This is a genomic window from Mucilaginibacter paludis DSM 18603 (assembly GCF_000166195.2).
Taxonomy (GTDB): Bacteria; Bacteroidota; Bacteroidia; order Sphingobacteriales; family Sphingobacteriaceae; genus Mucilaginibacter; species Mucilaginibacter paludis.
Genome location: NZ_CM001403.1, coordinates 6252320 through 6276784 on the forward strand (window position 1 = coordinate 6252320; position 24465 = coordinate 6276784).

Annotated in this window: 24 protein-coding genes and 1 riboswitch; of the genes, 9 read left to right on the plus strand and 15 right to left on the minus strand. The window is 43.8% G+C overall.

The features are described 5' to 3' along the window. Positions 1-98: 98 nt before the first annotated feature. From MUCPA_RS26175 to MUCPA_RS26205, 7 genes are all read right to left on the minus strand, one after another. Positions 99-2552 carry a TonB-dependent receptor gene (locus tag MUCPA_RS26175; protein ID WP_008510512.1) on the minus strand — a complete coding sequence of 818 codons (2454 nt, stop codon included), beginning with the start codon at positions 2550-2552 and terminating at the stop codon, positions 99-101. Between the two features lie 193 nt (positions 2553-2745). Next, entirely contained in the window at positions 2746-3561 is an 816-nt protein-coding gene (locus tag MUCPA_RS26180; protein WP_008510514.1) for a DUF4097 family beta strand repeat-containing protein, read from the minus strand. Positions 3562-3616: 55 nt separating this feature from the next. Continuing rightward, entirely contained in the window at positions 3617-4444 is an 828-nt protein-coding gene (locus MUCPA_RS26185) for a DUF4097 family beta strand repeat-containing protein (protein ID WP_008510516.1), read from the minus strand. A 12-nt stretch (positions 4445-4456) separates the two neighbouring features. Beyond that, complete coding sequence (locus MUCPA_RS26190) at positions 4457-5269, minus strand: zf-HC2 domain-containing protein (protein WP_008510519.1); 813 nt, start codon at positions 5267-5269, stop codon at positions 4457-4459. Between the two features lie 13 nt (positions 5270-5282). Next, a complete protein-coding gene (locus MUCPA_RS26195) occupies positions 5283-5807 on the minus strand; it encodes an RNA polymerase sigma factor (protein ID WP_040626463.1) in 525 nt (174 codons plus the stop codon). 228 nt (positions 5808-6035) lie between these two features. Beyond that, positions 6036-7106, minus strand: a complete 1071-nt coding sequence (locus MUCPA_RS26200; protein ID WP_008510522.1) for a hypothetical protein — start codon at positions 7104-7106, stop codon at positions 6036-6038. Positions 7107-7321: 215 nt separating this feature from the next. After that, complete coding sequence (locus MUCPA_RS26205; protein ID WP_040628100.1) at positions 7322-8008, minus strand: arylesterase; 687 nt, start codon at positions 8006-8008, stop codon at positions 7322-7324. Positions 8009-8098: 90 nt separating this feature from the next. Between MUCPA_RS26205 and MUCPA_RS26210 the strand changes: the two genes are divergently transcribed. Both MUCPA_RS26210 and MUCPA_RS26215 read left to right on the plus strand, forming a co-directional pair. Beyond that, the gene (locus MUCPA_RS26210) at positions 8099-8857 is read left to right on the plus strand and encodes an ABC transporter ATP-binding protein (protein WP_233276794.1); all 759 of its coding nucleotides are present in this window, start codon (positions 8099-8101) and stop codon (positions 8855-8857) included. Between the two features lie 172 nt (positions 8858-9029). Next, entirely contained in the window at positions 9030-11576 is a 2547-nt protein-coding gene (locus tag MUCPA_RS26215; protein ID WP_008510527.1) for an ABC transporter permease, read from the plus strand. A gap of 72 nt (positions 11577-11648) precedes the next feature. On the opposite strand, the gene MUCPA_RS26220 is transcribed toward MUCPA_RS26215, so the two are convergent. The 4 genes from MUCPA_RS26220 to MUCPA_RS26230 all read right to left on the minus strand — a co-directional run bounded on the left by MUCPA_RS26220 (position 11649) and on the right by MUCPA_RS26230 (position 14002). After that, positions 11649-11987 carry a DUF3368 domain-containing protein gene (locus tag MUCPA_RS26220; protein WP_050982160.1) on the minus strand — a complete coding sequence of 113 codons (339 nt, stop codon included), beginning with the start codon at positions 11985-11987 and terminating at the stop codon, positions 11649-11651. Then, entirely contained in the window at positions 11968-12129 is a 162-nt protein-coding gene (locus MUCPA_RS37915) for a hypothetical protein (protein WP_157543989.1), read from the minus strand. Before MUCPA_RS37915 ends, MUCPA_RS26220 begins: the two co-directional genes overlap by 20 nt. Then, positions 12116-12373, minus strand: a complete 258-nt coding sequence (locus MUCPA_RS26225) for a UPF0175 family protein (RefSeq protein WP_233276795.1) — start codon at positions 12371-12373, stop codon at positions 12116-12118. Before MUCPA_RS26225 ends, MUCPA_RS37915 begins: the two co-directional genes overlap by 14 nt. Before the next feature lie 174 nt (positions 12374-12547). Then, positions 12548-14002 carry a sialate O-acetylesterase gene (locus MUCPA_RS26230; RefSeq protein WP_008510532.1) on the minus strand — a complete coding sequence of 485 codons (1455 nt, stop codon included), beginning with the start codon at positions 14000-14002 and terminating at the stop codon, positions 12548-12550. A 113-nt stretch (positions 14003-14115) separates the two neighbouring features. Here MUCPA_RS26230 and MUCPA_RS26235 point away from each other — a divergent pair, with 113 nt between their 5' ends. Then, positions 14116-14343 carry a DUF1456 family protein gene (locus MUCPA_RS26235; RefSeq protein ID WP_233276796.1) on the plus strand — a complete coding sequence of 76 codons (228 nt, stop codon included), beginning with the start codon at positions 14116-14118 and terminating at the stop codon, positions 14341-14343. Between the two features lie 715 nt (positions 14344-15058). Here the strand turns inward: MUCPA_RS26235 and MUCPA_RS26245 are convergent. Both MUCPA_RS26245 and MUCPA_RS26250 read right to left on the minus strand, forming a co-directional pair. Further along, positions 15059-15637, minus strand: coding sequence for a DUF4202 domain-containing protein (locus MUCPA_RS26245; protein WP_008510537.1), 579 nt, complete (start codon positions 15635-15637; stop codon positions 15059-15061). A gap of 188 nt (positions 15638-15825) precedes the next feature. Beyond that, positions 15826-16140: a ferritin family protein gene (locus MUCPA_RS26250; RefSeq protein ID WP_008510539.1), complete on the minus strand. Its 315-nt coding sequence runs from the start codon at positions 16138-16140 to the stop codon at positions 15826-15828. A gap of 76 nt (positions 16141-16216) precedes the next feature. Here MUCPA_RS26250 and MUCPA_RS26255 point away from each other — a divergent pair, with 76 nt between their 5' ends. Further along, positions 16217-16729: a DinB family protein gene (locus tag MUCPA_RS26255; protein ID WP_008510541.1), complete on the plus strand. Its 513-nt coding sequence runs from the start codon at positions 16217-16219 to the stop codon at positions 16727-16729. A gap of 415 nt (positions 16730-17144) precedes the next feature. Here the strand turns inward: MUCPA_RS26255 and MUCPA_RS26260 are convergent, their stop codons facing one another. Then, complete coding sequence (locus MUCPA_RS26260; protein ID WP_008510544.1) at positions 17145-17894, minus strand: SRPBCC family protein; 750 nt, start codon at positions 17892-17894, stop codon at positions 17145-17147. A 119-nt stretch (positions 17895-18013) separates the two neighbouring features. After that, on the minus strand, positions 18014-19264 hold the full coding sequence (locus tag MUCPA_RS26265; RefSeq protein WP_008510546.1) for a serine hydrolase: 1251 nt from the start codon (positions 19262-19264) through the stop codon (positions 18014-18016). Between the two features lie 47 nt (positions 19265-19311). After that, a riboswitch (cobalamin riboswitch) is annotated at positions 19312-19516 on the plus strand. A gap of 106 nt (positions 19517-19622) precedes the next feature. On the opposite strand from MUCPA_RS26265, the gene MUCPA_RS36420 reads away from it, so the two are divergent. From MUCPA_RS36420 to MUCPA_RS26290, 5 genes are all read left to right on the plus strand, one after another. Then, positions 19623-21746, plus strand: a complete 2124-nt coding sequence (locus tag MUCPA_RS36420) for a TonB-dependent receptor plug domain-containing protein (RefSeq protein WP_169316207.1) — start codon at positions 19623-19625, stop codon at positions 21744-21746. Positions 21747-21809: 63 nt separating this feature from the next. Next, positions 21810-22385, plus strand: a complete 576-nt coding sequence (locus tag MUCPA_RS26275; protein WP_008510549.1) for a DUF6580 family putative transport protein — start codon at positions 21810-21812, stop codon at positions 22383-22385. Between the two features lie 97 nt (positions 22386-22482). Then, positions 22483-23214: an SIR2 family NAD-dependent protein deacylase gene (locus tag MUCPA_RS26280; protein ID WP_008510551.1), complete on the plus strand. Its 732-nt coding sequence runs from the start codon at positions 22483-22485 to the stop codon at positions 23212-23214. Between the two features lie 81 nt (positions 23215-23295). Beyond that, positions 23296-23778 (plus strand): TlpA disulfide reductase family protein, encoded by a 483-nt coding sequence (locus tag MUCPA_RS26285; protein ID WP_008510553.1) that lies wholly within the window; start codon positions 23296-23298, stop codon positions 23776-23778. Between the two features lie 14 nt (positions 23779-23792). Beyond that, positions 23793-24407: a thioredoxin family protein gene (locus tag MUCPA_RS26290; RefSeq protein ID WP_008510554.1), complete on the plus strand. Its 615-nt coding sequence runs from the start codon at positions 23793-23795 to the stop codon at positions 24405-24407. Positions 24408-24465 lie beyond the last annotated feature (58 nt).

A 24465-nucleotide genomic window follows, 5' to 3' on the forward strand; every position in this document is an offset into this window, starting at 1 on the left:
AAGGCAAAATACAGATGGAATACCTCCGAAGTCATTAACCATAAATATTTAATTAATAACCTAATAGCCAATACACCAAATAACTCAATAGCAAAAAATCAATTTCTTACCCTGTTCTGCTCGCTGTCGGCGCTGCCTATCTCTCTTTTTTTGCCGGTTTTACCAGTTGTGCCGAAATTATAAGTGAAACCCAGCGTTAACGACCGGTTGGCATTATCGTTATGGTAAGTTGCTGTTACATTAGGGATATTGGTGATATTGCCTGCCGAAAAGTTGCCACGCAACACATCGCGCGCGCTTAACTTAATGGTACCCTTGTTATGCAGTATTTTTTTTGAGATTCCGGGATTAACCTGCTGGCGGTGGATATGTGTAAACTGTGCATCTTTTGATGGTGATAAATAGAAGATATTGAGTTCGGCATTCCAGCCATGCGATAGGTTGAATTGATTGACATCGTTTAAATAAAAATAGGTGGTACGGCTATCAATTTGTGAGGATACAAGCTGGCCCTGAAAATAGTTTTGATCAAGTTCCGTATTTAAACTGAAGCTCCACCATTTAGCCGGACTTAAAGCCAGGTAAACCTCCAGGGCATAATGGATGCGTTTTCCCAGGTTCATGGAGGTGGCTAAAAAAATGTCTCCGCGTTGCATATCATATTCCACCTGGTAATCCCTCACCTGGTTATAATCTATACCTATCGAGAACACGCTTTTGTAACTGTATTTCAGTTCGTATTCGGATGCGAACTGCGGCTTTAAAAATGGATTCCCCTCAAACTGGCTATACTTATCAATAATAGTCACAAAAGGGTTCAAGTCCTGGTAATAGGGCCGGTCGATACGCTTGCCGTACGAAAAATTCAGCGAATGCGACCCGGCTGTATCCAGTTTATATTGCGCATAGGCAGTTGGGAACAGGTTAGTATAATGCTGACTGAAAGATGAATCTGCACTGCGGGCATTGCCCAACTGGTGGCCCGCTACATTGGTGTTCTCTAACCGAAGGCCAATCTGCGCCGAAAATCGTTTGCTTTCTTTACTCAGGTTAAGATAGGCAGCGTTAATGTTTTCTTGATAGATAAAATGGTTGGTGTTATTGTTATCTATGGTGCTGACGTTATTGACCACGTTAAAGTAATCAGCCGAATTATCGGTATTGACATAGCTTGATTTTAGGCCGGTTTCAAGCTTTGCCTTTCCCTTTAGTGGGTTGGCATAATCTGCTTTAGCCGAATAGATGTTGATATTGGCTGGCAGGTCGGCTGTAATGTTTTGCGTGTTGCCAATAATGCCTGCGCTGTTGTATGATGTGTTGAAAAACGCTTGCTGCCTGCCCGAATTATAATTGAGATAATCGAGATTAAAGTTGAGTTGCTCTCCTTTGGAGGCAAAATCGTGGCTGTAATTCAGGTTAATCCCTATGTTATTAAATTTGCTTTTGGTACTGTTGCTGGCCGCTATTACCGAATCAGTTCTGCCAGTATTGTCGGATAAAATACTGTTAACCGGAGTGAAGTTATGCCCGGTTGAGTACATGCCCGTCAATACAAATCCGATAGTATTTTTGGGAGACAAGTAATAGTCCATCCCAAACTTCAGGTTGGGGTTATACGTTACCGGATGAAAAAAGGCCTGCTCGGTGTACCTCGAAGTTAAATTGCCAGCCCCGTCAAAATAGTTTCTTGTTAAATCTAATTGGCGATAGCCTTGCTGTATGCCATACCCGATATTGGCAAGCAGATTGATTTTTTCGGTGTGGTAATTGAGGTTCACACTTTCGAGGGTGCGCCAGTAGGCAGCTTTACCAACGCTGGCAGATATCGATCCATTAAATCCCTTCTCTTTAGATTTTTTGGTTTTGATGTTAATCACACCCGCGTTTCCGGAAGCGTCGTACTTAGCCGGTGGGTTGGGCATCAACTCGATCTGGTCCAATTGAGAGGCCGGGATAGATTTAAGATAATTAACGAGGTTTTCTCCCGAAAGGTAGGTAGGCTTATCATCAATCAACACCATTACCCCTGTTTTACCTTTAAACGTGATATTGCCGCTGGCATCCACAATTACTCCCGGTGACTGCTCTAAAGCTTCCAGCGCGTTTGAACCGGTATTGCTGATCAGCGCGTTTACATTCACAACCGTGCGGTCAATTTTTTGCTCTACAAAGGCTTTTTGCGTGGTAATATCCACCTGTTTTAACGATGTGTTGACGGGGGTAAGCAAAAAGGCAGGCAATTGAACACTTTGCCCCTTGCTGATGCTGATTGGTCCACCGCGGTAGCTGCGATAGCCCAGCATAGAAACCATCACGCGATAATTACCATCCATTATCCTATCAAAATAAAAGCTGCCATCTGCGTTGGTCAACAGGGTTTTAACCGTTACGGAATCTTTTACGTTTAACAGTATCACGGTAGCGCCGTCGATAGGTTTATGTTGTTCGTCTAAAATTAAACCTGTTATTTTTGCTCCGGGCTGTTGGGCAAATGCAAAAGCAGGGGCAAAGCATGTCCATATGGTTAATAAAACCAGGGTCAATATTTTCATAAAAACTTGTGTAGGGGCTTGGTTAATGAAACTTAGTCGCGCAGAACCCAAGGGCCTACTTACAGGCCGTGAGGAAGTATCAGCTTTACTCAGAATTTGATAATCACCTTATGGTGCATTCTGGGTTGGGGTATGTATCCGCAATTAATTTAACACATCCCCATGCCCTTGAATACTCCTGCGGCGCGCGCTTTTATTTCGCTTTGTGCAGATAGATATTGCCGTTCATGTTTTTCATCAGGATTTCGGGGCCGCCACCACCAATTTTTCCGTACACCGTTTCGTCAATGGTGAGTTGATACACACCGTCCTTTTTGCTTTTATTGATCTTGGTTTGTGATTTTTCGGATACGATATCAAAATCACTGAAAATATCGCCGCGGTCCGACTTTAATTTAACATTGGCTTTTAAAGCCGGTGGAAAGGTTACGTTGATATTGCCATTCAAGGTAGTAAATGCCATAGCGGCCTTGGGGTCGATATTTTTAAAGGTAACTGCCACATTGCCGTTTATGGTATTAGCCACTACCGCGCCCGAAACCTCATCAAGCTTGATATTTCCGTTTACATTAACAATCTCCATATCACCATTGATATTGCTTACCCAGATATCGCCGTTGTTTACCGTAGAGACTTTTAAGTTTGCAATACCCACCGGGATCCTGATCATCAGGTTTGCTTGTTTTTGTGGCATACCCGAACTCACGTTCACACGGTTGTTTTTTTCCTGGGCCATAATATCCATCCTGCCGCTGCCCGAAATTCGCTTCATGCCAGTTTTGCGGTCGTTTTCTTCTCGTCGGCCTCCGCCCGACTGAACTTCGATAATAATGTCTTTTCCATCATAGCTGTTTACTTTAACGGAGCCAAATACCAGGTCGACAACCAAAGTATATGGCTTGCCCGGGTCGTTCAGCGGTACCACCAGCTGTTCTGCTTGCTGGGCCATCAGCTTGAACGATAAGGATAGGATTGTCAGCAGTATTCCTGCAAATTTTATTGTTTTCATGTTTAATTAATTAGGATTGTTTTTTAATATAAACGTTGCCATTTAAAGTTTCAAATTAAAAAAGGTTGCCACCCTTACCAATGCGCACCTGCGTAGTTTTATTTAATTTAAAAGTGGTGCCGTTGGCTTTTTTGTCCTGTGTTTTTACTACTTGGGCAGGTAGTATTTCTGTATCCGTAAAGTCGGTAAAAAACTTACCATTCATACTCTTCAATTGCAGGTTGGCTGCAAAGTTTGCCGGGTAAGTTACCTGCAGTTTTCCGTTCAGGGTATAATAGGATGATGCTTGTGGCGGAACTGAAAGATAACCGGCTGTTAAATTACCATTGATAGTATGCGCATCTGTAACACCCTTGGCGTTGGCTATACTTATTCCGCCATTTACGTTGTTTAGTTTAAGGGCGCCATATACATCTTTCACATCAATCTCGCCATTGTTCACCGTCGAAATTCGCAGATTAACCTCATTGGGTACCTTAACGGTAAATTCCAATCGAACCATGTAGGGTGTTTCACGGTCATTGGTATGGCTGCTCCAACTGCCGTTATGCGGTTTGGTATGATAGGGTTGGTCAATGTAGGCCATAATGGTATCAGCATTTTGCTCAAATCCTAATTTAAACTCCTTTTTGCCGGTTTCCACATCGGCCCTGTTTGGGGCGGTAATAACTTCGTCTACTTCAACAATCACTTGTTTGCCTGCATAGCCCTCCACTTTAACAGAGCCCAATAAATTGTATATGGCTACAACCGTGCTGGCCGCGGGCTTCTGGAGGCTGAATTGTTTGCTGATATGATCTTTAAACGGTTGCGCGTATCCTGTAATCTGGACAAGGCAAAGGCCGCATCCCGCTAAAAGCGGAATTAAATTTCTTGTTTTCATATTCATTGGGGTTTAAATTAAAACTTTAATGGTTTCACTAATCTTATCCCGTACACCTTGGTCAAGGTTCTTTTGTTTCAACAGTTTTCTGAATGACCCTATCGACCGCTTCTCCTGTAGTTTAAGCATTACATCCGCAATGGCCGATTGCATCAACGGCGAGTCCTGTTCGGTAATGGATTGGATCAATCCTTCCCGCACCTCCGGGTGGCCTGCCAGTTGAGTCAACGCGTCCAGGGTGCTCAGGCGCACATTCACATTAGGGTCGTTGTTCAACGTAGCCAGCAGAGCGTCTATCACCTGTTTGTCGGCATGTTTGATCTCGGTGGTATAGCTCACCCCCCTGATGCGCTCGGATGCCGATGGGTTTTCAAGCAGGGCCAGCATCATGGTTTGCCTCAGCTCATGCACCTGCGAGGTTAGGGCCTGTAGTTGCTGCTCCTGGTTGCTTTTTCGATCATGGAAAACCAGGTATCCGCATCCTAAGGTAACCAGCACTATCGCCAGGTTATAAGCCATTGGCCAGCGCGGCTGCCATTGCCACAATTGCTTCAATTGCTCCTGTAGATTATGCCACCAGCCTTGATCCTCAGCAACCGATTCTTTATACGTATCCAGCATGGCCTGGAACTTTACCTTTAAATGTGCAGATGGCTCAGGTGTTTCCAACTCACCCATCAGTTGCCACATTTGTTGCATGGTTTGTAATTCTTCCGCGCAATCTGCGCATCCGGCTAAGTGCTGTTCTAAATTTTCGTTTTCGGCCGGTGTTAATTCGTTATTGATCCGGTTGGTAAACAGATCCCGGTATTGCTCACATTTCATTTTGATATCCTGTTTAACGTTCCATTTTTACATAAATCTCTTTAAGCTCCTGCATCGCCCTATGCACCCTCACTTTTACGGCACCTTCGGTAATGTTCAGTATTTTGGCTATCTCCTGGTGCTTCAGTTCCTGGAAACGGCTCAGGGTAAGCACCTCCCGTTGGTCCTCGTTTAAGCGGGCCATGGCATTGTGAAGTTCCCTGTGGGCCTGCTTTTTTTCCAATTGGCCGTCTGCCGGTGTCCCGCCGCCAATTCTGTCGGCCATATCGTCCACGCTCTCCTGTTGCATAGGTAGCTTGCTTTTACGGGCGCTGTCTTTCAATACATTTCGCGCTATCGAGTACATCCAGTGTACAAATTCACCCTCGCCGGTAAACGTGTAGCGGTACTTCAGCATTTTGTAAAAAACAGTCTGCACCATATCTTCGCTCGCCTCCCGGCGGTAGGTCATGTGATACAGAAAGCCATACAAGGGACGGTGATACCGCTCAAAAAGCAGGCTCATTTTGTCCAGGTCTCCGGCTTTCACCTTGAGCATGATCGTGTTATCGGTCAGCGTGTTCAATCAGTTTTGGGTGTTTGTTATATCACTGGAAACTTCGGTAAAATAAAATGGTTACAGGGAATTGATGTTTTTTTTATTTGGGGGATTTCGGACGATAGAATGCGGCTGGGATAATTGCGAGGATTTACATTCCGTATTGAAGTCGGTGGGGACACCGACTACGGGGAGGGAATTCTTATAATCTTAGATATTGATTGTTTTTTACTGTACGAATACCAAACCAGTTGCTGTGGAGGATTTAGTCGATAGTACTGTTTCCGACCCGTTTAACCAATATGTAGCTAATGTTGTATATTGTCCCGGTCCAGCATCAGTGCCGGATATGTATAAGTTGTTGTTAGGGTCAATACATACGCCAGTTGCCCTCACACCTACGCCAGTTGTTTTACTTAAGGTGGTAAGTACGCCATTTTTCCAATAAACAGCATTAGTGTTCCCTCCGCCAGTGGAAATATCTCCGGCGACATAAATATCATTTCCTTTCACGGCAATGGCCAATGCTTTTTGAGAAATTTTACTTGGATTAGGCATATATACCGCGACACCGTTTTTCCAATATCCGGCATAAGTGGTAGTTGTGACAGGATTACCATACATATCGCCGACCACATAAACATCTGTTCCAGATACTATTATACCATTGGCATATTCACTGTTCGGTAGTTTTATGATATTTCCGTTTTTCCAATAAACACCCTCACCATAATTATCACCTGAAATATAGATGTCCGAACCGGATATAGCTATTCCCGTTGTGTGCCAGAATAAGTCGTCATTGCCCCCTTTTACTGTTGGGTGCGGTAAATAATTTAGCACGCCATTTTTCCAATACACAGGTATTAAAGGATAATACCCTGCTGTTAACATGGTACCCGATACATATACATCGGCGCCCATTAACGCAATACCGGTAACTTGGGAGCTGGTATTTGCCGGGGTGTATAAAGTACCAATGACGCTTCCATTTTTCCAATATACACATTCATTTCCATTATTGCCTGCTATATAAACATCTCTTCCCTGTGCGGTTATTCTTGGCGAGGTGGCTTTTTTTGTAGATAAATTAAGAACTCCACCGCCATGCCAGAGTGCCGGTGTTGCAAAAGTATCTGCAGCAGTTGAAAACGAGCCTCCTATAACATATAGACCGGGCTCACCGCCCGCTACAGCAACAGGTAAAGCATTGATATCTTGTTCGCTAGGCTTGCACGCCATAACAAAGCAAGCTACTGTAGCTATATAAAATAGTGAGAGCCTATTTACAAACAACATAATACGTTTAATTAAAATATAAAAGTAAATAATAGCTTCGTATTATTACTGGGATAGGTAAATATTTCTGTAATAATTCGCACTCCCACCCAAGATTATGTTTGTAGGCTTACCCGAAAAAAATCTAATATTTAAAAAGTGATAAGGCGATATTTCAGGGCGTGATAGCTACTATTACCTCAAAGTCGGTGTCCCCACCGACTTTACCACCTCCATCAAATCTCCCCCTTCAAAACGGCCCAAACATTATTAGCCACAATTTTGGCCCCTTTAGCAGTAGGATGTATGCCATCAGCCTGGTTTAATTCTTTAATACCGGCTACGTTTTGCAGCAGAAAGGGCACAAAGGCCATCTTATTCTTTTGAGCCAGCGCCGGGAATATTTTTTTGAAAGCAGTGGCATAATCGGCTCCCATGTTGGGCGGTACCATCATGCCGGTGAGGATGAGTTTAGCATCGGGATATTTTGCTTTAACTTTATCTATAATGGTTTGCAGGTTTTGGGCGGTTTCGGTAGTGGGGATGCCGCGTAGCCCATCGTTCGCGCCAAGTTCTAAGATAAAAATGTCAACCTTTTGTTTCAGCAGCCAGTCTATCCGGCCCTTGCCGCCTGCGGATGTTTCGCCGCTCAGGCCGCCGTTAATTACTTTGTACGATAATTTAGCCGAATCAATCTTGGCCTGAACAAGGGCCGGGAATGCTTCGGATTGCGGGTCGTCCAGCCCGTAACCGGCGGTGAGGCTGTCGCCAAAAAATAAAATGGTTTTGGTATTTGCTGGTTGGGGTGTAGTGGATGTTTGTGTAGCGGCAGTATCACTGTGGCCTGGCGTTGATTTGGAATTACCGCAGGCGCAGCTAAACAGGATGATGATTATTAATGAGCAATAGTGTAACTTATGCATAAAATTGTTTTCTAAGTAATTAGTAATGATTTTTAAACATCCCGGTGACATTTAAGTTTAGCTATAAAGCTATTTTAGAAACATTAAATATTGACTAACCGGGTCGGGCAAATTAAAGCAAACCTGACCCACATTCCAAAAACATTTGTGGAAACCATCCTGAACATTAAAGATCTGAGTAAAACATATCAAAGCGGCGGACAGCCCCTCACCGTACTACATAATATTAATTTTTCTATCGAAGCCGGTTCAACCGCCGCCATTGTAGGGCCATCCGGGAGCGGTAAAACAACGCTGCTGGGCCTATGCGCCGGGCTCGACCGTTCTACCAGCGGCATAGTAGAACTGAACAATATCCAGTTAGATAAACTAACTGAAGACGAGCGCGCGCAGGTGCGTAACCAATACGTGGGCTTTATATTCCAAAACTTCCAGCTGCTGCCAACCTTAACCGCGTTAGAAAACGTGATGGTACCGTTGGAGCTGCGCGGCGAAAAAAATATCAGGCCACGCGCCCTGGAGTTGTTGGATAAGGTTGGCCTGGCATCGCGCGGGCACCATTACCCAGCCCAGCTTTCAGGCGGAGAGCAGCAAAGGGTATCCCTGGCCAGGGCGTTTTCCAATCAGCCTAAAATATTATTTGCCGACGAACCTACCGGCAACCTTGATGCCGAAACCAGCGAGAAGGTAGTGAAACTGCTTTTTGACCTGAACCGCGAAGCCGGCACCACACTCATCCTGGTTACGCACGATCTGGAACTGGCATCAAAAACCCAACGCATTATCCGTATTAAGGGCGGGCACCTGGTGGAGGATGTGCGTTTGGGGGCCATGGTTGATGGTCGATAGTCGATGGTCCATGGTTAAAACCTGTAAAGTCCATAGTTGATAGACCATAGCTAAACTTTTTTTGTGTATTTAAAAATGAATCCTCAACCCTTATCTTCATCCATGGACTATTGACCATGGACTATGGACCATCGACCATGGACTAAAAAAAACATGGACTAAAAATTACAAAATGAATCAATCCTCAAATATAAATTTCCCCTGGTTATTCAAAATGGCTTGGCGCGATAGTCGGCGTAACCGGTCGCGTTTGTTTTTATTTATCTCGTCTATCGTATTGGGGATTGCGGCCCTGGTGGCTATCTATTCTTTTGGCGATAACTTAAGGCAAAATATTGATGACCAGGCAGCCACGCTGATCGGCGCCGACCTGGTGATCTCCTCTAACAAAGCAGTAACACCGGCGATCCAGAAATTGGTTGATTCGTTGGGCGACGACAGGTCGCGCGAACTCGACTTCGCTTCCATGATCCAGTTTACCAAAGATAAGGGCACGCGCCTGGTACAGGTAAAAGCCCTGGAAGGCGACTTTCCCTATTACGGCGACCTGGAGACTACGCCCGAGGTGGCCGGTAAAACCTTCAGGAACGCGCAGGAGGCTTTGGTTGATAAAACCCTGATCCTTCAGTTTAACTCCCGCGTGGGTGATTCCATCCGGGTAGGGGCGGTTACTTTTAAAATTGCCGGGGTATTGAATAAGGCACCTGGCCAGAGCGGTGTATCATCAAGCGTTGCACCTGTTGTGTACATTCCGCTAAAATACATGGCCCAAACTGGTTTAATGCAAAAGGGAAGCCGCATCAATTATAAGTATTACTTTAAGTACAGGCACCAGATTGATATGGATAAACTGGTGAAAAAGATTGAGCCGCGTATTGAAAAGGAAGGGATGAACTACGATACCATAGCCACCCAGAAGGAGCAAACCGGAAAATCGTTTGCCGACCTTACCCGCTTTTTGGCCCTGGTAGGCTTTATCGCTTTGCTGCTGGGTTGTATCGGCGTAGCCAGCGCCATCCACATTTATGTGCGCGAAAAAATCGGTACCATTGCCATATTGCGCTGTTTAGGTGTTAAAGCATCACAGGCCTTTTTAATTTACCTCATCCAGATTGTCGGTGTGGGGTTTGTAGGCTCGGTTATCGGCTCGTTGCTGGGTACCTTGATTCAACAGCTGCTACCGGTTGTTTTAAAGGACTTTATACCTTTTACCATCGATGTAACCCTATCATGGTGGGCCATAGGGCAGGGTATTATCCTGGGTGTTATTATTTCTGTTTTATTTGCCCTGCTGCCATTGGTATCAGTCCGCAATATTTCGCCGCTTAATACCCTGCGGCTGAGCTTTGAAGAAACCAGTTTAACACGTGATCCTTTAAAATGGCTGGTCTACCTGCTCATTCTGCTGTTTATCTCGGGCTTTACTTATCTGCAACTCAAAAGCTTCCCGCAAACGGTGGTATTTGTCGTTTGCATTTTGGTAGCTTTTTTAATACTGGCAGGCATGGCCCGATTGTTAATGTGGCTGGTCAAACGTTTCTTCCCGTTTTCATGGAGTTATTTATGGCGACAAGGTTTTTCTAATTTATACCGGCCCAATAACCAATCGGTCATCCTGATCATCTCCATTGGTTTAGGTACGGCCTTTATCTGCACGCTGTTTTTTATACAAGGTATTTTAATTGATAGGGTTACCCTATCGTCGAGTGGCAAGCAACCTAATCTTATCCTGTTCGATATCCAATCCACTCAAAAACAAGCCGTAGCAGCTTTAACCAAAAGTCAGGGTTTGCCGGTAACATCGCAGGTGCCCATTGTTACCATGACACTGATGGAAGTGAACGGCAAAACTGCTTTGCAACTGAAAAAAGACAGTGGTAAAAACGCTATACCGCACCAGGTTTTAACCCGCGAATACCGGGTAACGTATCGTGATACGCTCACCGAGACCGAAAAAATAACTGAAGGTAAGTGGATTGGCGAATCATCGCCAAACGAAACTATCCCGATTTCGGTGGAAGAGGGTTATGCCCACCGCAGCCATTTGAACATGGGTGATAAACTGCTGTTTAATGTACAGGGGATGCCGATGCTAACGCAGATTAAAAGCTTACGGTCGGTAAATTATACACGGGTGCAAACCAATTTTTTAGTGGTTTTCCCTGCGGGGATATTGGAACAAGCACCGCAGTTTTATGTGGAGATTACCCGCGTGCCTGATAGTAAGGCCTCGGCACGTTTCCAGCAGCAGGTGGTGAGGAGTTTTCCGAATGTTTCGGTGATCGATCTGGCCCTGATACTTTCCGTTATCGACGAGTTGCTCGGCAAAATAGGTTTCGTTATCCGCTTTATGGCCGGATTCAGCATCATCACCGGCATCATTGTGCTGATTGCTTCGGTACGGATCAGTAAATATCAGCGTATCCAGGAGAGCGTTCTGTTACGTACCCTGGGTGCCAGCCGCAAACAAATACTGGCTATTACCTCGTTAGAATATTTCTTTTTAGGTGCCTTGGCCGCTGCAACAGGTATTCTGTTATCGCTGGCGGGTAGTTGGGCGCTGGCAAAATATACTTTTGATAGCACCTTTAATCCACATGTATTATCGGTGCTGGCCATCTTTGTTTTAATTTGCCTGCTTACCGTAGCAATAGGTTTGCTGAACAGCCGTGGGGTGTTGAATAAATCGCCTTTGGAAGTGCTGAGGAACGATGTTTAGGGATTTTGACTATTTAAGCGAGGTTGTCATCTAAGAGGCAACCTTGCTTAAATAGTCAACCATTGGATGAAATTATACTTCGTTTGCTTTGCGAAGTATTGGTTGGTGCAAATCATCTGAAACTCTGAAATCAGTTTGTTTCATCAGTTCCAGAAATGGGTTAACAAAGTCGATGTGACCTTCCTGTTTGGCACGTAATATGACTCCTAATGTGCCAATAATAGAAAGGCCAAGCCTGATAGAAAGCTTGCGGGCCTCCAAATCGTCGGTAATCAGGTATTTGTTTTCGATTTCATGAGCCAAAGCGATGGCACTTGCTTCACCTTTATCAACCATTGATGCTAACTTCTGCTGAAGGGATTTATCCTTTACCGATATAGTGACGATCCATTCAGGTAATGGGGGAGCCATATTCAGCAGCAATTTCGGGTGTAGTTAGTACCACATCGAAAAGTTGATGCAGAACGGGTAACAAAGCGATCTTTTCAAGGATGATCAGGCAACTGGTATCGGTAATAACTACAGTGCTCTCTGTTGTTTTATTTAAACTCATTTAACAGATCGTCGCCAGAATATTGAAAATAGCTAATGTTAAATTTGGCCAGCACTGCAGGGAAATCCCATTTTTTCATTCCGCACATTTCCGCAGCCTGTCCCAAAGATAATTTACCAGCTTCATACAACTTAGCGGCAATTAGCCGAACCGTTTCATCATGCTCTTTTTCAAGCGCCTCAGGAACATTAAGTCTCATTGTAGCCATGCCATTATAATAAGCATAAAGATACATATAATCCATAAAAATTCTATGATCAATTAAAAAAGGGTTAGATAGTTCAAATCAGTTTCAATCGGCAAATGGAATGTTCAGGTATTTTGGGTCATCTAAAATCGGCTTGCGGAGATATCGGATTTAAGCAATAAAATTTTCTTATATAGAAATCCTCAAAGATCCGAAATCAAACCAATCACCTTACCTAAAATACGTCCATTTATTCGCATCTGTTCTAAAAGGTAAGGTGGGTATACCAGCACTATTCACCAGGTTTGGTTCCGCACTTTCGTCCCAGCCTAAACGCACGTTTACCGGTTTACTTACCGCCGGGCTGTAAACAATTACCTGGCTGCCTTTTATCTCGGCCGTGGCCGGTACAAATTTCCCATCGGCACCGGCGATGGTAAAGTTATCAACCGGTTTGCCATCGTTGATTTTTAACCCGTAGGCGTAATCAAAATATAAAATAGCTTTATCTCCTTTTATCTGCATGTGTTGATATCGCGGCCCACTGTAAATCGTTTTTTTATAGCCGTAATCTTTAGCTAATGCCACCAGGGCCAGGCGCCGGCCAACTTTCCATTTGTAAGATGGGTGGATATCGTTTAAGTTATCAACCAGGTCGCTCACGGTAATGAGTTCGGTATGAGGGATGCGGAGCGATGCAATTTGCGCCTCCCAAAATTGGGGTAAAGTTTCGGGTGTATGTGGTACATGGTCCTTTCGTTTGGTATAATGGTAAGGCGCTATCAGTACCGAATAAAAAGGCAGCTTATCATTTCCCCATTCCTTTCTCCAGCTATCAATCAGCGCCTGCATTTTATCGGCGTAGCCTATGCTGTCGTTTATAATACAGTTGGATTCGCCCTGATACCATAAAAAGCCGTGCAAGGCGAAAGGCGCCAGAGGTTGTATCATGCTCTTATAATTTTTACCTGGTGCAAGGCTGTCAATCATCAGGGGGTTTGCTGCAACTGCCGCTTTAAAGGCGGGCAAAGCTTCGTAGGCGCCGGGTGGTGTCCAGGGCTCAATACGGCTGCCACCCCAGGAAGAGGAAATCATCCCGATAGGGATATGCAGCGCCTTATATAAATTTTTAGCGAAATAATATCCCGGTGCCGAAAACTGCGCTAAGGCTACGCCCTCCGATTCGTGCCAGCCCGTGGTTGTTACATCCGGGCTACTTAAAACTTTATCTACTTTAAATAAACGGATCTGCGGGTTATGGCTTGAAAGCTCGAGCGCGGCGCTGTCAATGGTTTTAACCGGCTTGGCGTGTGCAAGCTTCATCAGGTATTCCATATTGGATTGGCCGGAACAAAGCCATACCTCGCCCACCAGGATATTGGAAAGTTTAAGGGTAGAAGTATCGGACGTGATCACCATATCTTGAGGTTCGGCAGAAGTGGTTAAGGGCGATAGTTGCACCTTCCAATAACCGTTAGCACCTACGGCAGTACTTTTTTGCTGACCGGCAAATTTAACGGTAACCTGTTTGCCCGGTTTTGCCCATCCCCAGATGGGTACGGCCTGGTTGCGTTGCAAAACCATATTACTCCCCAATACTTTGGGAAGGGTGATCTGAGCATGCCCATAGCCCACTATCAGCATTAAAAAGCATATTGAAAATACCGCTCTCAAACTTACCTTCATAAAATTATAATTGATTGTCGAATTTAGGTATTAAGTTTGTACGATCAAATACCTGTTTGTAACGATCATGGTGTTTGACTATATACGGATATACGATGAGCAATAACGATATAATGAAAAAGTTGCGCGTAGCGCTAAAGTTAAACGATACCGATATTGTAGGTATATTGGAACTGGTTGATTTCAGGATCACCAAAACCGAGCTCGGTGCGATATTCAGAAATGAAGATCATCCTAATTTTAAGCCTTGCGGCGATCAGATCCTGCGGAATTTTTTAAACGGATTGATTATTTACAAGCGCGGTCCAAGGGAGAAGACAGAGAAGCCTAAAACGGAGTAGGGTTTATACAGTAGCGGTGATGGGTAGTGCGTTGTGCCGCGGGGCGACGAAGCAATCCTAAAACCCATACAGGGCGAAATGCGGTGCGGCTCTGCTTAAGTAGAGATTGCTTCGTGCCTCAATGCGCTCGGAGATGGTTTAATTTTCTCATAATCAGCTTCTTACCCCGCCCTCATTGCGAGGAGGTACGACGAAGCAATCTCTAAACTATACAGGGTGAACATGCATGGCCGCTCTGCCTAAGTAGAGATTGCTTCGTGGCTTGTAATGACACTCACTTAAGTTGTTGATTATCAGTTTGTCTATTTTTGCTCTGATCATCAGTATTCTTAATTTAGATCATCGGCACGCTCAATCGCCGCGTGAAGGGCTTGTTACTTTTTGTCTTGATACAAAAAGTAACCAAAAAAATCAAGACTGCCCGATCCTTCCGCCCGCGAGGCCAGCTCCCGGCCCGGCGTGCAGTCGGGCCTTTGCACACTTTTCCCTGTGCAGCAATAATTACCGGTTAAAACGCCATCCCTGCCTTTTTCCGGCTGGCCAGATCGGCTAAAGGCAATGACGGGTGGAGAGTGCAAGTTTTCTAATAATCAACCCTTACCCCGTCGTCATTGCAAGGAGGTACGACGAAGCAATCTCTATGCTATACAGAGCGAATAGGCAGAGCCGCTCTGCCTAAGTAGAGATTGCTTTGTACCTTAATAACGGTTGGTTATCACCCCAGCGCTTTACCAATCAAATCTTTAGCCCTCTCGCTATAAGTTAACTTTAAGGCTGCATCATGACCTGCCTGGCTCATTTTTTTCCAGGTTTTCCTTACGATATTGATAAGTTTATCTTCAGCATGTTTTTGGATGAAACTCTCAAACTGAAATTGCAGAAATACCAGGCAAAGCGCATTTTCTATCAGCTGCACTTCAGGGTCGAGTTTGATTTTTTGTTTCAGGATGATTTTTTGTACTCCCTCGATAAAGTCGGTATCATAACCGGCTTCTTCCATCAATTCCCCGGCTTTTGTGGCATGGAATTTAGCCAGGTTGCTTCGCCAGTTTAAGTAGCCAGCCTTGCCATCGGGATACGAGTCGCGCGGAATGGTCCACCGGCCAATGTGCTGACTGCGGGAGGCCAATAATACTGGTTCGCTTGCCTTAGGTTCCAGCTTTAACACCCAATTGTAAAGCTCAATGGCATAAAAGTACTCTTCGGGATAAGTAACGCCATCCCAAACCAAAGTTTTAGGATCTTGCTTATTATAAGCATCAAATAGCGCAAAAGCTTTTTCCAGTTTTTCCATTTTAGTGAGTTTGATCTTTGAGCGATGAAACCCAAATTAAGCAATAAAACGCGAATATTAAAGAAGGGAGTTAGAAGCAAGAAGCCAGATGCAGGAGGCGAGGCATGAAGTTATAAACTTATTTGAAGAAGCTTTTTCTTATCAATAGCGCTAAACTCTTGCATCTTACCTCTAACATCTTGCATCTTTTATTCCGATGCTTCTTCGCCTTTTTCGCCCAGTTTTACAATATCTCCAGGTTGGAAAAGGATTGCTTGTAGGGTTTTGCGCCATATCGGTTTTTTGCGGAGCAAAAATTCCAGATCCATACCAAAGTGTTTAAACTCTTCGTGCTGGGCATTTTGCATAATGGCTTTCGCATCGGGGTCTTTTTCTACAGATATGCGTTGCTCGTACCAGTTGATGGCTTCGGCTTCTTCGGTTAACGAAACGATCATCCGTGCGAAGGTGCGGGTTTCATCTGATAATTCGTGTGCGGGCTCGTGGTATTGATCAAAGGCCATAGTATAAATTTTTAATTGAACAGATATTACAATTGCATGTTACATTTGTTTATCATCTTTAAAGAAATAAAACCAAATGCCCCAATCAAAAGCCGAAGTTTGGCTGCGTGGCCCACTACCCGATATGCCGCCGCTGTTGCAGCCTGTAGCGCACGCGCTTTTACAAGCCCGGGAAGAACTCAATGACCTGATGGCCGATTTTCCCGAAGATTTATTATGGGAGCGCCCAGCCGGGTTGGCATCGCCTGCCTTCCATTTGCAGCACTTAACAGGCGTGTTAGATAGGTTGCTTACTTATGCCAGGGGCGAGGCCTTAAACCAGCAGCAATTGGATTATCTTGCCAGCGAAGGCAAGTATTACCAGGTGACAAACATCGTAACGGAATTGGTTACAGCTTTTAACCTACAGGTAGATGCCGCGCTATTAGAATTACGTAATACCGACGAAACTACTTTAACAGAAGTGCGTGGCGTTGGGCGTGCGCAAATACCGTCAACGGTATTGGGTTTGTTGATACATGCCGCCGAGCATACGCAAAGGCATTATGGGCAATTGCTGGTTACGGTAAAGGTGTTGAAGGCTTTGTAGATGAGTTTTTTGTCAAGTTTTTTATAGACAGTTATTTAAAAATGTAATTGGGCAGCGATATAATCGCCTTGAAAAAAGCAGGAATAATATAAGAAAAACGCCAATGCGAGGAGGAACGACGAAGCAATCTCTATGCTTTACAAGGGCGAGCTTGCAGAGCAGCTCTGCTTATGTAGAGATTGCTTCGTACCTCGCAATGACGGGTGGAGAAGATTGTTTTTTTTTGATAGACAATGACTTAAAAAAAACGTCATTGCGAGGAGGAACGACGAAGCAATCTCTATACTATACAGTGCGAACTTGTAAGGCCGCTCTGCCTATGTAGATATTGCTTCGTGCCTCGCAATGACGGTTGGTGGGTACCAAGCAATTACTGTTGGCGAAAGGGGATGGATGATCGGTAAACCTACTCAACCTACTCTTTATCTGTCGTTTCTACCGTAATAATCGTAATATCCGGTCCATCTGATATATCATTAGGCACGTATATGGTTTCGATATAATCTTTAAATTTCAGCACATCTTCGCGTACCACTTTTTCAAATAGCGGGTTTAGCAATTTGGCTATACCTGTGCCCAATCCGCCTGCTGGGGGTAAATAGCTAATCACGATTTTAACAATGGTGCCTTCGCCTCCGGGAGCATCTTCAAATACCACTTTGCCAGCATTTTGAATGGTTGATCCGGGTAACGATTGCCAGCCTATCATTCTTCCCGGCTCATCTTTTACTATTTCGGCTTCCCAGCTGATGGTGCCTAAGTTGCCGGGTATCTTGGCTTCCCAATGTGAACGTTGGTCGTCAATAGCCTGGATATTGTCCAGATGGCTCATAAACAAAGGGAGGTTCTCTAATCTGCGCCAAAAATCGTAAACATCCTGGCGGGTTCTGTTTACAGTGAATGTATAGCGGATGTTGATATTAACAGGATCGGTAGACGTTTTACCCAACTTAGAGTAAAGCGAGCAATAGCCGGTAACTCCTCGTTGTAACAAGTAACCACCTGCAAATAGCTTAACTGTGCTACGCAGTGGGTGTTTAAATATGCCAAATAAGCCCGAAAATGTTAATTTGGTGCCTATAGCAACAGATACCAAACGTTCAGGTAACTCTAAGTTGACAGGAGTATTTGTTTTATCGGAGAGTATCAACGATTTTAATTCCATGACGATAATGTTTTTAATGACAGATGATTATTAGAATAACCCCGGAATAAGCTTTGGGTTTTCCTTAAATGAAAATATTTGTCGTGGTATTAAACAACTGATATGCCACAGTTGGCATGCTATTGATACTTGAAGATGAATTTGGAGAGGTCGGGTAGATGCTTTTTAGGTCTTTTAAGTTCTTGCTGGTAAATGATTTGGCCTAAATTTTTCAAAAACGGAAGGCAAACGGTGGTGTACTCATATTTGTTATCGTTAAAAATACCATCCTCGTTTGATTGTACCACTGCAGTAAGCATAAACTCAACCTTGTTTTTGGTATCGATGATATAGGCATTGTCGATATCATACCCATACGAGTCGCCAACTTTATTAAAAATGCGGATATCCGGATTGATTACGGCCGCAGAATCCGCACCATAAAATAAAAACTTACAATAGGCCGGGAAATACTCTGGCTTGCTATAGGTTGGTTTTTTGCTTTCGTTAGGGAAGGTGCTCATGTACCGGTACAGCAACTTGTAATCGTCGTCGGTCAAATTAAAACGCTGGTCCTTCTGGAAGCTTTCAGGGAACATCAATCGACTTAAAACCATTTGCTGGTTGCTTACGGTGTATACATTCATCTTCCCGAAATCAAAAGGCCCTTTCATCAGCTTATTTTGAGCATCCATGTAGCCGTTGCCTTGTAGCATATTACTTAGTTCCATCGGGTATTCGTTGGCATCGTACTGGGCAGGTTTTTGATAGATCAGCTTATCGCCATTATAAAAACTGATGGGGTTGGTGTTTTTGGCGGTTTCGCCTTTGTCGCCAACGGCAAGCCTGCTTACTATGCGGGTTTCGGTTAAACCGTATTTTTTTAGTTTGGTGTTAATTTCTTCGCGGCCCACAAATTCAAAAAGGCGGTTATAAGCATCGTTATCGCTTACCAGCAAAATTTTTTTAATGTATTGGGCAATGCTGGGTAAGTTGTTTTGGGCCGATGTATCTTTTAATACTTTGGTTTGGCCTTTAAAGGCGCTGTCGGTTATCATTGCGCTCTCTTTAGTTAAACCGGGTACGTGCAATTCATTCAGTTTTTCGAGCGCGAAAATTAAGGTTGGGAGCTTAACCGTACTGGCGGGATAAAAGTATCGTTGCGCGTTAAGGCGGTAACTGTATTGTTTAAAATGCGGTATGTTGTGGCTGTCGCGGTTAATCTGGGTGTATAGTATCTGTACTTCGTTTTGAGTGGGGTGCTTCAATATGCCTGCAAACAACTCGGGATGGTTTTCTAACAGGCTTTTAAGCAGCAGGGTGTCCGGTTGCTGTTGGGCAGAGCCACCTAAAGCTAACATCAATAACAACGCAGTGAAGTAAAATTTCATAAGTGTAAATATATTTATTACTCTTTTCAATTCATCAAATCTTATCTTACTTTTGCGGCGCTTTCGGTTTTTTTCCGGCTTAACGGAAAAAATTAAAAGGGAATCCGGTGTAAATCCGGAGCTGTCCCGCAGCTGTAAGTCCGGGTTCTATTTTTTTAGGGCTTAGTTGAACCACCGTCACTGTCTGTAAAAAGATGGGAAGACCTCAACGAAAGGATGAGCCAGAATACCTGCCATAAGCATTATATTATTCATAGCTTTCGGGGATAGAAGCTTGAGTGTGAATGCCCTTTTTTGCAGTGTATTTCCATTCCTAACTCTTCATTTCTGTATGCTGTGGGATAAAACTCACATCAACATGAAAAAAAATTATGTAGTTGCTGTAAGCCTGGGGCTTGCACAACTGGTACTGCACACAACAGCAGGCCTGGCGCAAAGCGCTTCAAAAAAACAAGACACCGTTAAAAATTTAAACGAGGTAGTAGTTACGGCCACGCGTTCGCCAAAAAAACAATCAGAGATTGGGCGCGTAGTTAGCGTGATTAGCCGTGAGGAGATCGCCAGGTCACAGGGTAAAACGGTGCCTGAGTTATTGAATAACGTTGCTGGTATTACCTTTTCGGGTGCGCAGAACAACATGGGCATCAGTTCATCTTTATTTGTTCGTGGTTCATCAACCGGCAATACTTTAATCCTGATAGACGGTTTTCCGGTAAACAATGCTTCGGGGATTGACGGAAGTTACGATCTGAATGCCTTTTCACTGGAACAGATAGATCATATCGAAATTTTAAAAGGAAGCGGATCTACTCTCTATGGATCTGATGCCGTAGCCGCCGTGATCAACATCATCACCAAGCATGCTAAAGGCCAGGAGTTAACCGGCGATGTGCAATTAAGTGCCGGGAGCTATCATACTTTTAAAGGTAGTGTTGGCCTTATCGGCACACTCAATAAAACAGGTATAGCGCTCAATGTTTCTAATACCGATTCAAAAGGTTTTCCGGCAGCTACCGATACAACCGGTAAACAAGGGTTTAAAAACGATGCTTTTCATCAGCAAACGGTGAGTTTGAATTTAACGCAGGCGGTATCATCTAAATTTAGTTTGAACGGCAATTTTCAAACCACTTATAACACGGGCGATTTACCGGCGGGGGCTTTTAAGGATGATAAAAATTACACTTATAGCAATACGCTTTTATTTGGAGGCTTAGGTGCCAAATTACTATTACCTAAAGGCTCATTATTATTGAACGTGTCGCAAAATACGGTATGGAATAACTATTTGGACGAACCTTCTGCAGCCAATTATAACACGGGCGATTTACCGGCGGGGGCTTTTAAGGATGATAAAAATTACACTTATAGCAATACGCTTTTATTTGGAGGCTTAGGTGCCAAATTACTATTACCTAAAGGCTCATTATTATTGAACGTGTCGCAAAATACGGTATGGAATAACTATTTGGACGAACCTTCTGCAGCCAATTATAACACACCTTACTTTTCAAACAATATAGGCCGCATCACCAACAGCGAAATTGTTTTCACCGATAATCTCGCCAGTTTTTTAGACATCACCAGCGGGGCCAATTATAAATATAGTAATACCAGCCAGAACAACAGTTACGGCTCAATCGACTCAAAATTGGCCAATAATAACATTACCAGTTTATACACTTCGCTGTTTTTAAAATCAGGCATTTTCCACATGGAGTTGGGCGGCAGGTATAACCATCACAGTCAGTATGGCAATAATTTTACCTATACCCTTAACCCTTCGGTATTATTAGCCGATCAGTTTAAGGTTTTTGCTACCTTGGCATCCGCCTACAAAACACCAACGCTGTACCAACTATATTCACAGTACGGAAATATAGGCTTAAAGCCAGAAGTAACCACCTCGTATGAAGCTGGTTTCGATTGGCAAATTATCCGTAACGCGCTATCATTTAATACCGTTTTTTTCAAACGTAAGACCAAAGACGTGATCTATTTTTATACAGACGCGTCATTTAATTCCTTTTATAAAAATGGAAATAAGCAGGATGATCAAGGATTTGAAAGTGAGTTGAAATTAAAGGTCGATAATTTTACAGCATCTACCTATGCGGCTTATGTAACGGGTACCCAAACTGACGAAAATGGCGTTGATACGCATAACCTGTTGCGCCGTCCGCGGAACACTTACGGAGCCAACGTATCTTACCAGTTTATCAAAAACTTATCGGTAGGGGTAAATTATAAATATACCGGTGAAAGAAGCGATACCCATTATTTAGATGTTTACCCATACTCACGTGTGGAAGGTTTGGCGGCGTATAACCTGTTCGATTTGCATATCCAGGCCAACGCTACAAAGAAACTCAGCTTGTATGTGGATCTGAAAAACTTGTTTGATAAAAGGTATACCGATTGGATAGGTTACAATACCCGCGGATTTAATGCTTACGGCGGGATAAAGTATTTGCTTGATTAAGCATTGTTTATCTATTTCATTTGTAATTTAGAATTGAGTATTTTTGAGGCAAGAATAAAACTTATGTCGTTACAGAAAATAAACGCCCGCACAATTATTATTACGCTGATGATACTGGCCGCGCTGGCCATACGTTTGCTCAGCTTTAAGTTTCCGGTATTGAGTAACTTTAGTCCGGTAGGGGCAATAGCCTTATTCGGTGGAGCTTATTTTACTGATAAATGGAAAGCATATCTGATTGTATTGGTTGCTTTATTTATAAGCGATATGCTGTTGACCATGATGCGTACTTCCGACTTTCAGCTTTGGTACAGCAGCTATTTATGGGTTTACCTGTCTTTTGCCGTTATGGTATACATTGGCAGCCTCATTAAAAAAGCAAGTTTTGTAAATGTAGCACTGGCATCACTGGCGGCTGTTTGTGTACATTGGCTGATCACCGATCTGCCTTGGGTATATGCTGGTACGCTTTATCCTTATACATTAGCCGGTTATGGGCAATCCTTATTAGCGGCTATCCCTTTTGAGCGTAACATGGTTCTGGGCGATATGGTTTTCTGCGCCATTCTTTTTGGCGGCTTTGAGCTGGCAAAAAGCAAATACACTGTGTTGCGTACTAATACCCAACTGGCAGCATAAATTTTACGGCTAATAGCAAACAAAATATAAAAAAGCGGTGAGAAATCATCGCTTTTTTTATGCCTTAAATTTTTAATTTTGATGATAACATCAACTTATGAAAACAAAGCTTGCAAATCAACATCAACATACAGGAGAGATAGTGGTATTGACCGGAGCGGGCATTAGCGCCGAAAGCGGTTTAAAAACCTTCAGGGATAGCGACGGCTTATGGGAAGGCTATAATATTGAGGATGTGGCCACACCCGAAGCCTGGCAGCGCAACCCGGCACTGGTACAGGATTTTTATAACCAGCGCCGTAAATCGGTATTGGAGGCCCAGCCCAATGTGGCGCATTACGCCCTGGCGCGTTTGGAGGAAAAATATAAGGTAACCATCATTACTCAGAATATAGACGATCTGCACGAGCGTGCCGGATCAACAAACGTGGTACACCTGCACGGCATTATTACGCGGTCGCAGTCCAGCCGCAACGCCAGGCTTACTTATCCTATTAAGGGTTGGGAACTGCGTATGGATGAGGTATGCGAATTAGGGTCACCATTGAGGCCTCATGTGGTATGGTTTGGCGAGATGGTTCCCATGATTGAAACCGCTGCCCAAATTTGCAGCACAGCCGATCTGTTTATCCTGGTGGGCACTTCGCTCGCGGTTTACCCGGCATCGGGGCTGATCAATTATGTTCCGGATGAGGTGCCAAAATACATCGTCGACCCTAAAATACCAACGGTTTATAATGTAGATAACTTGACCAAAATTGAGGCAAAAGCCAGTATCGGCGTGCCGGAGTTAGTGGACGAGCTAATGAAAGTAGATGCAGAATTGTAATATTGGAGTGACAAGGCTTGTTGATTGATATTTTGTAAGCCTTTTGACCAACAATTGCCAAATAGTAACGTTAAATAAACAATGAAGCTTAAGATATTTATTTTCATGTTATTAGCTACAGCCGGTTTGGCAGCATCGGCTCAAACTAAGCCTGTAAAATTATTAACTATACAACAACTGGAAAAACGGGTGGCTCATCCCGATACAGTTTACATTGTTAATTTTTGGGCAACCTGGTGCGGCCCCTGTGTGAAGGAATTGCCAAACTTTGATCAGTTGCAAAAAGCTTACAAAAACAAACCCGTAAAGGTGTTGTTGGTGAGCATGGATTTTAAATCGAAACTGGCCGATGTGAAGGCTTTTACCAAAACCCACAAGATAGTAAGTGAAGTATTTTTAGCCGATAAAACCAGCGACCAGGAGTTTATTGATGGGATAGATAAAAACTGGAGCGGTGCCTTGCCTGGTACTTTGGTAGTGAACGCAAAAAAACATATTCATCAGTTTTACGAGCGGGAATTTACTTATGCCGAGTTAAATAAATTATATCAAATTCATAAATAACTAAATTAAACACTATGAAAAAGTTTCTTGCAGTATTGGTCCTCGCGGTTACCGGCCTGGTAGCCTGGACAGGTGATGTTACCGGCTACAAAGTAGGCGACGTTGCTGCCGATTTTAAATTGAAAAATGTAGATGGCAAAATGGTATCACTGGCTAATTATAAGCAGGCCAAAGGTTACATTGTGGTATTTACCTGTAACCATTGCCCTTATGCCAAAGCTTACGAAAGCCGCATTATGGATCTGGATAAAATGTATGCATCTAAGGGTTACCCGGTGATCGCTATTAGTCCGAATGACCCGGTGAGCGAGCCTGCCGATTCGTTTGATAACATGAAAAAACTTGCCACAGAAAAAGGCTACAGCTTTCCGTACACCATTGACGAAACACAGAATGTTACCCGCACTTACGGTGCCAAAGCTACCCCACATGTTTACGTGCTACAAAAAACAGCCAAGGGCAATGTAGTACAGTACATAGGCGCTATTGATAACGATACTGAAGGTACAAACCCGGCCCGCGTTAAGTACGTTGAGAATGCTGTAAACGCTCTGCTTGAAGGCAAAACCATTGCCACTAACAGCACCAAGGCCATTGGATGTTCCATTAAATGGAAAAAGGGCGTTTGATAGGAAATTACATATTAACAGAAAGTTGGTCTGACTATTGGGCCAACTTCCTATTGAG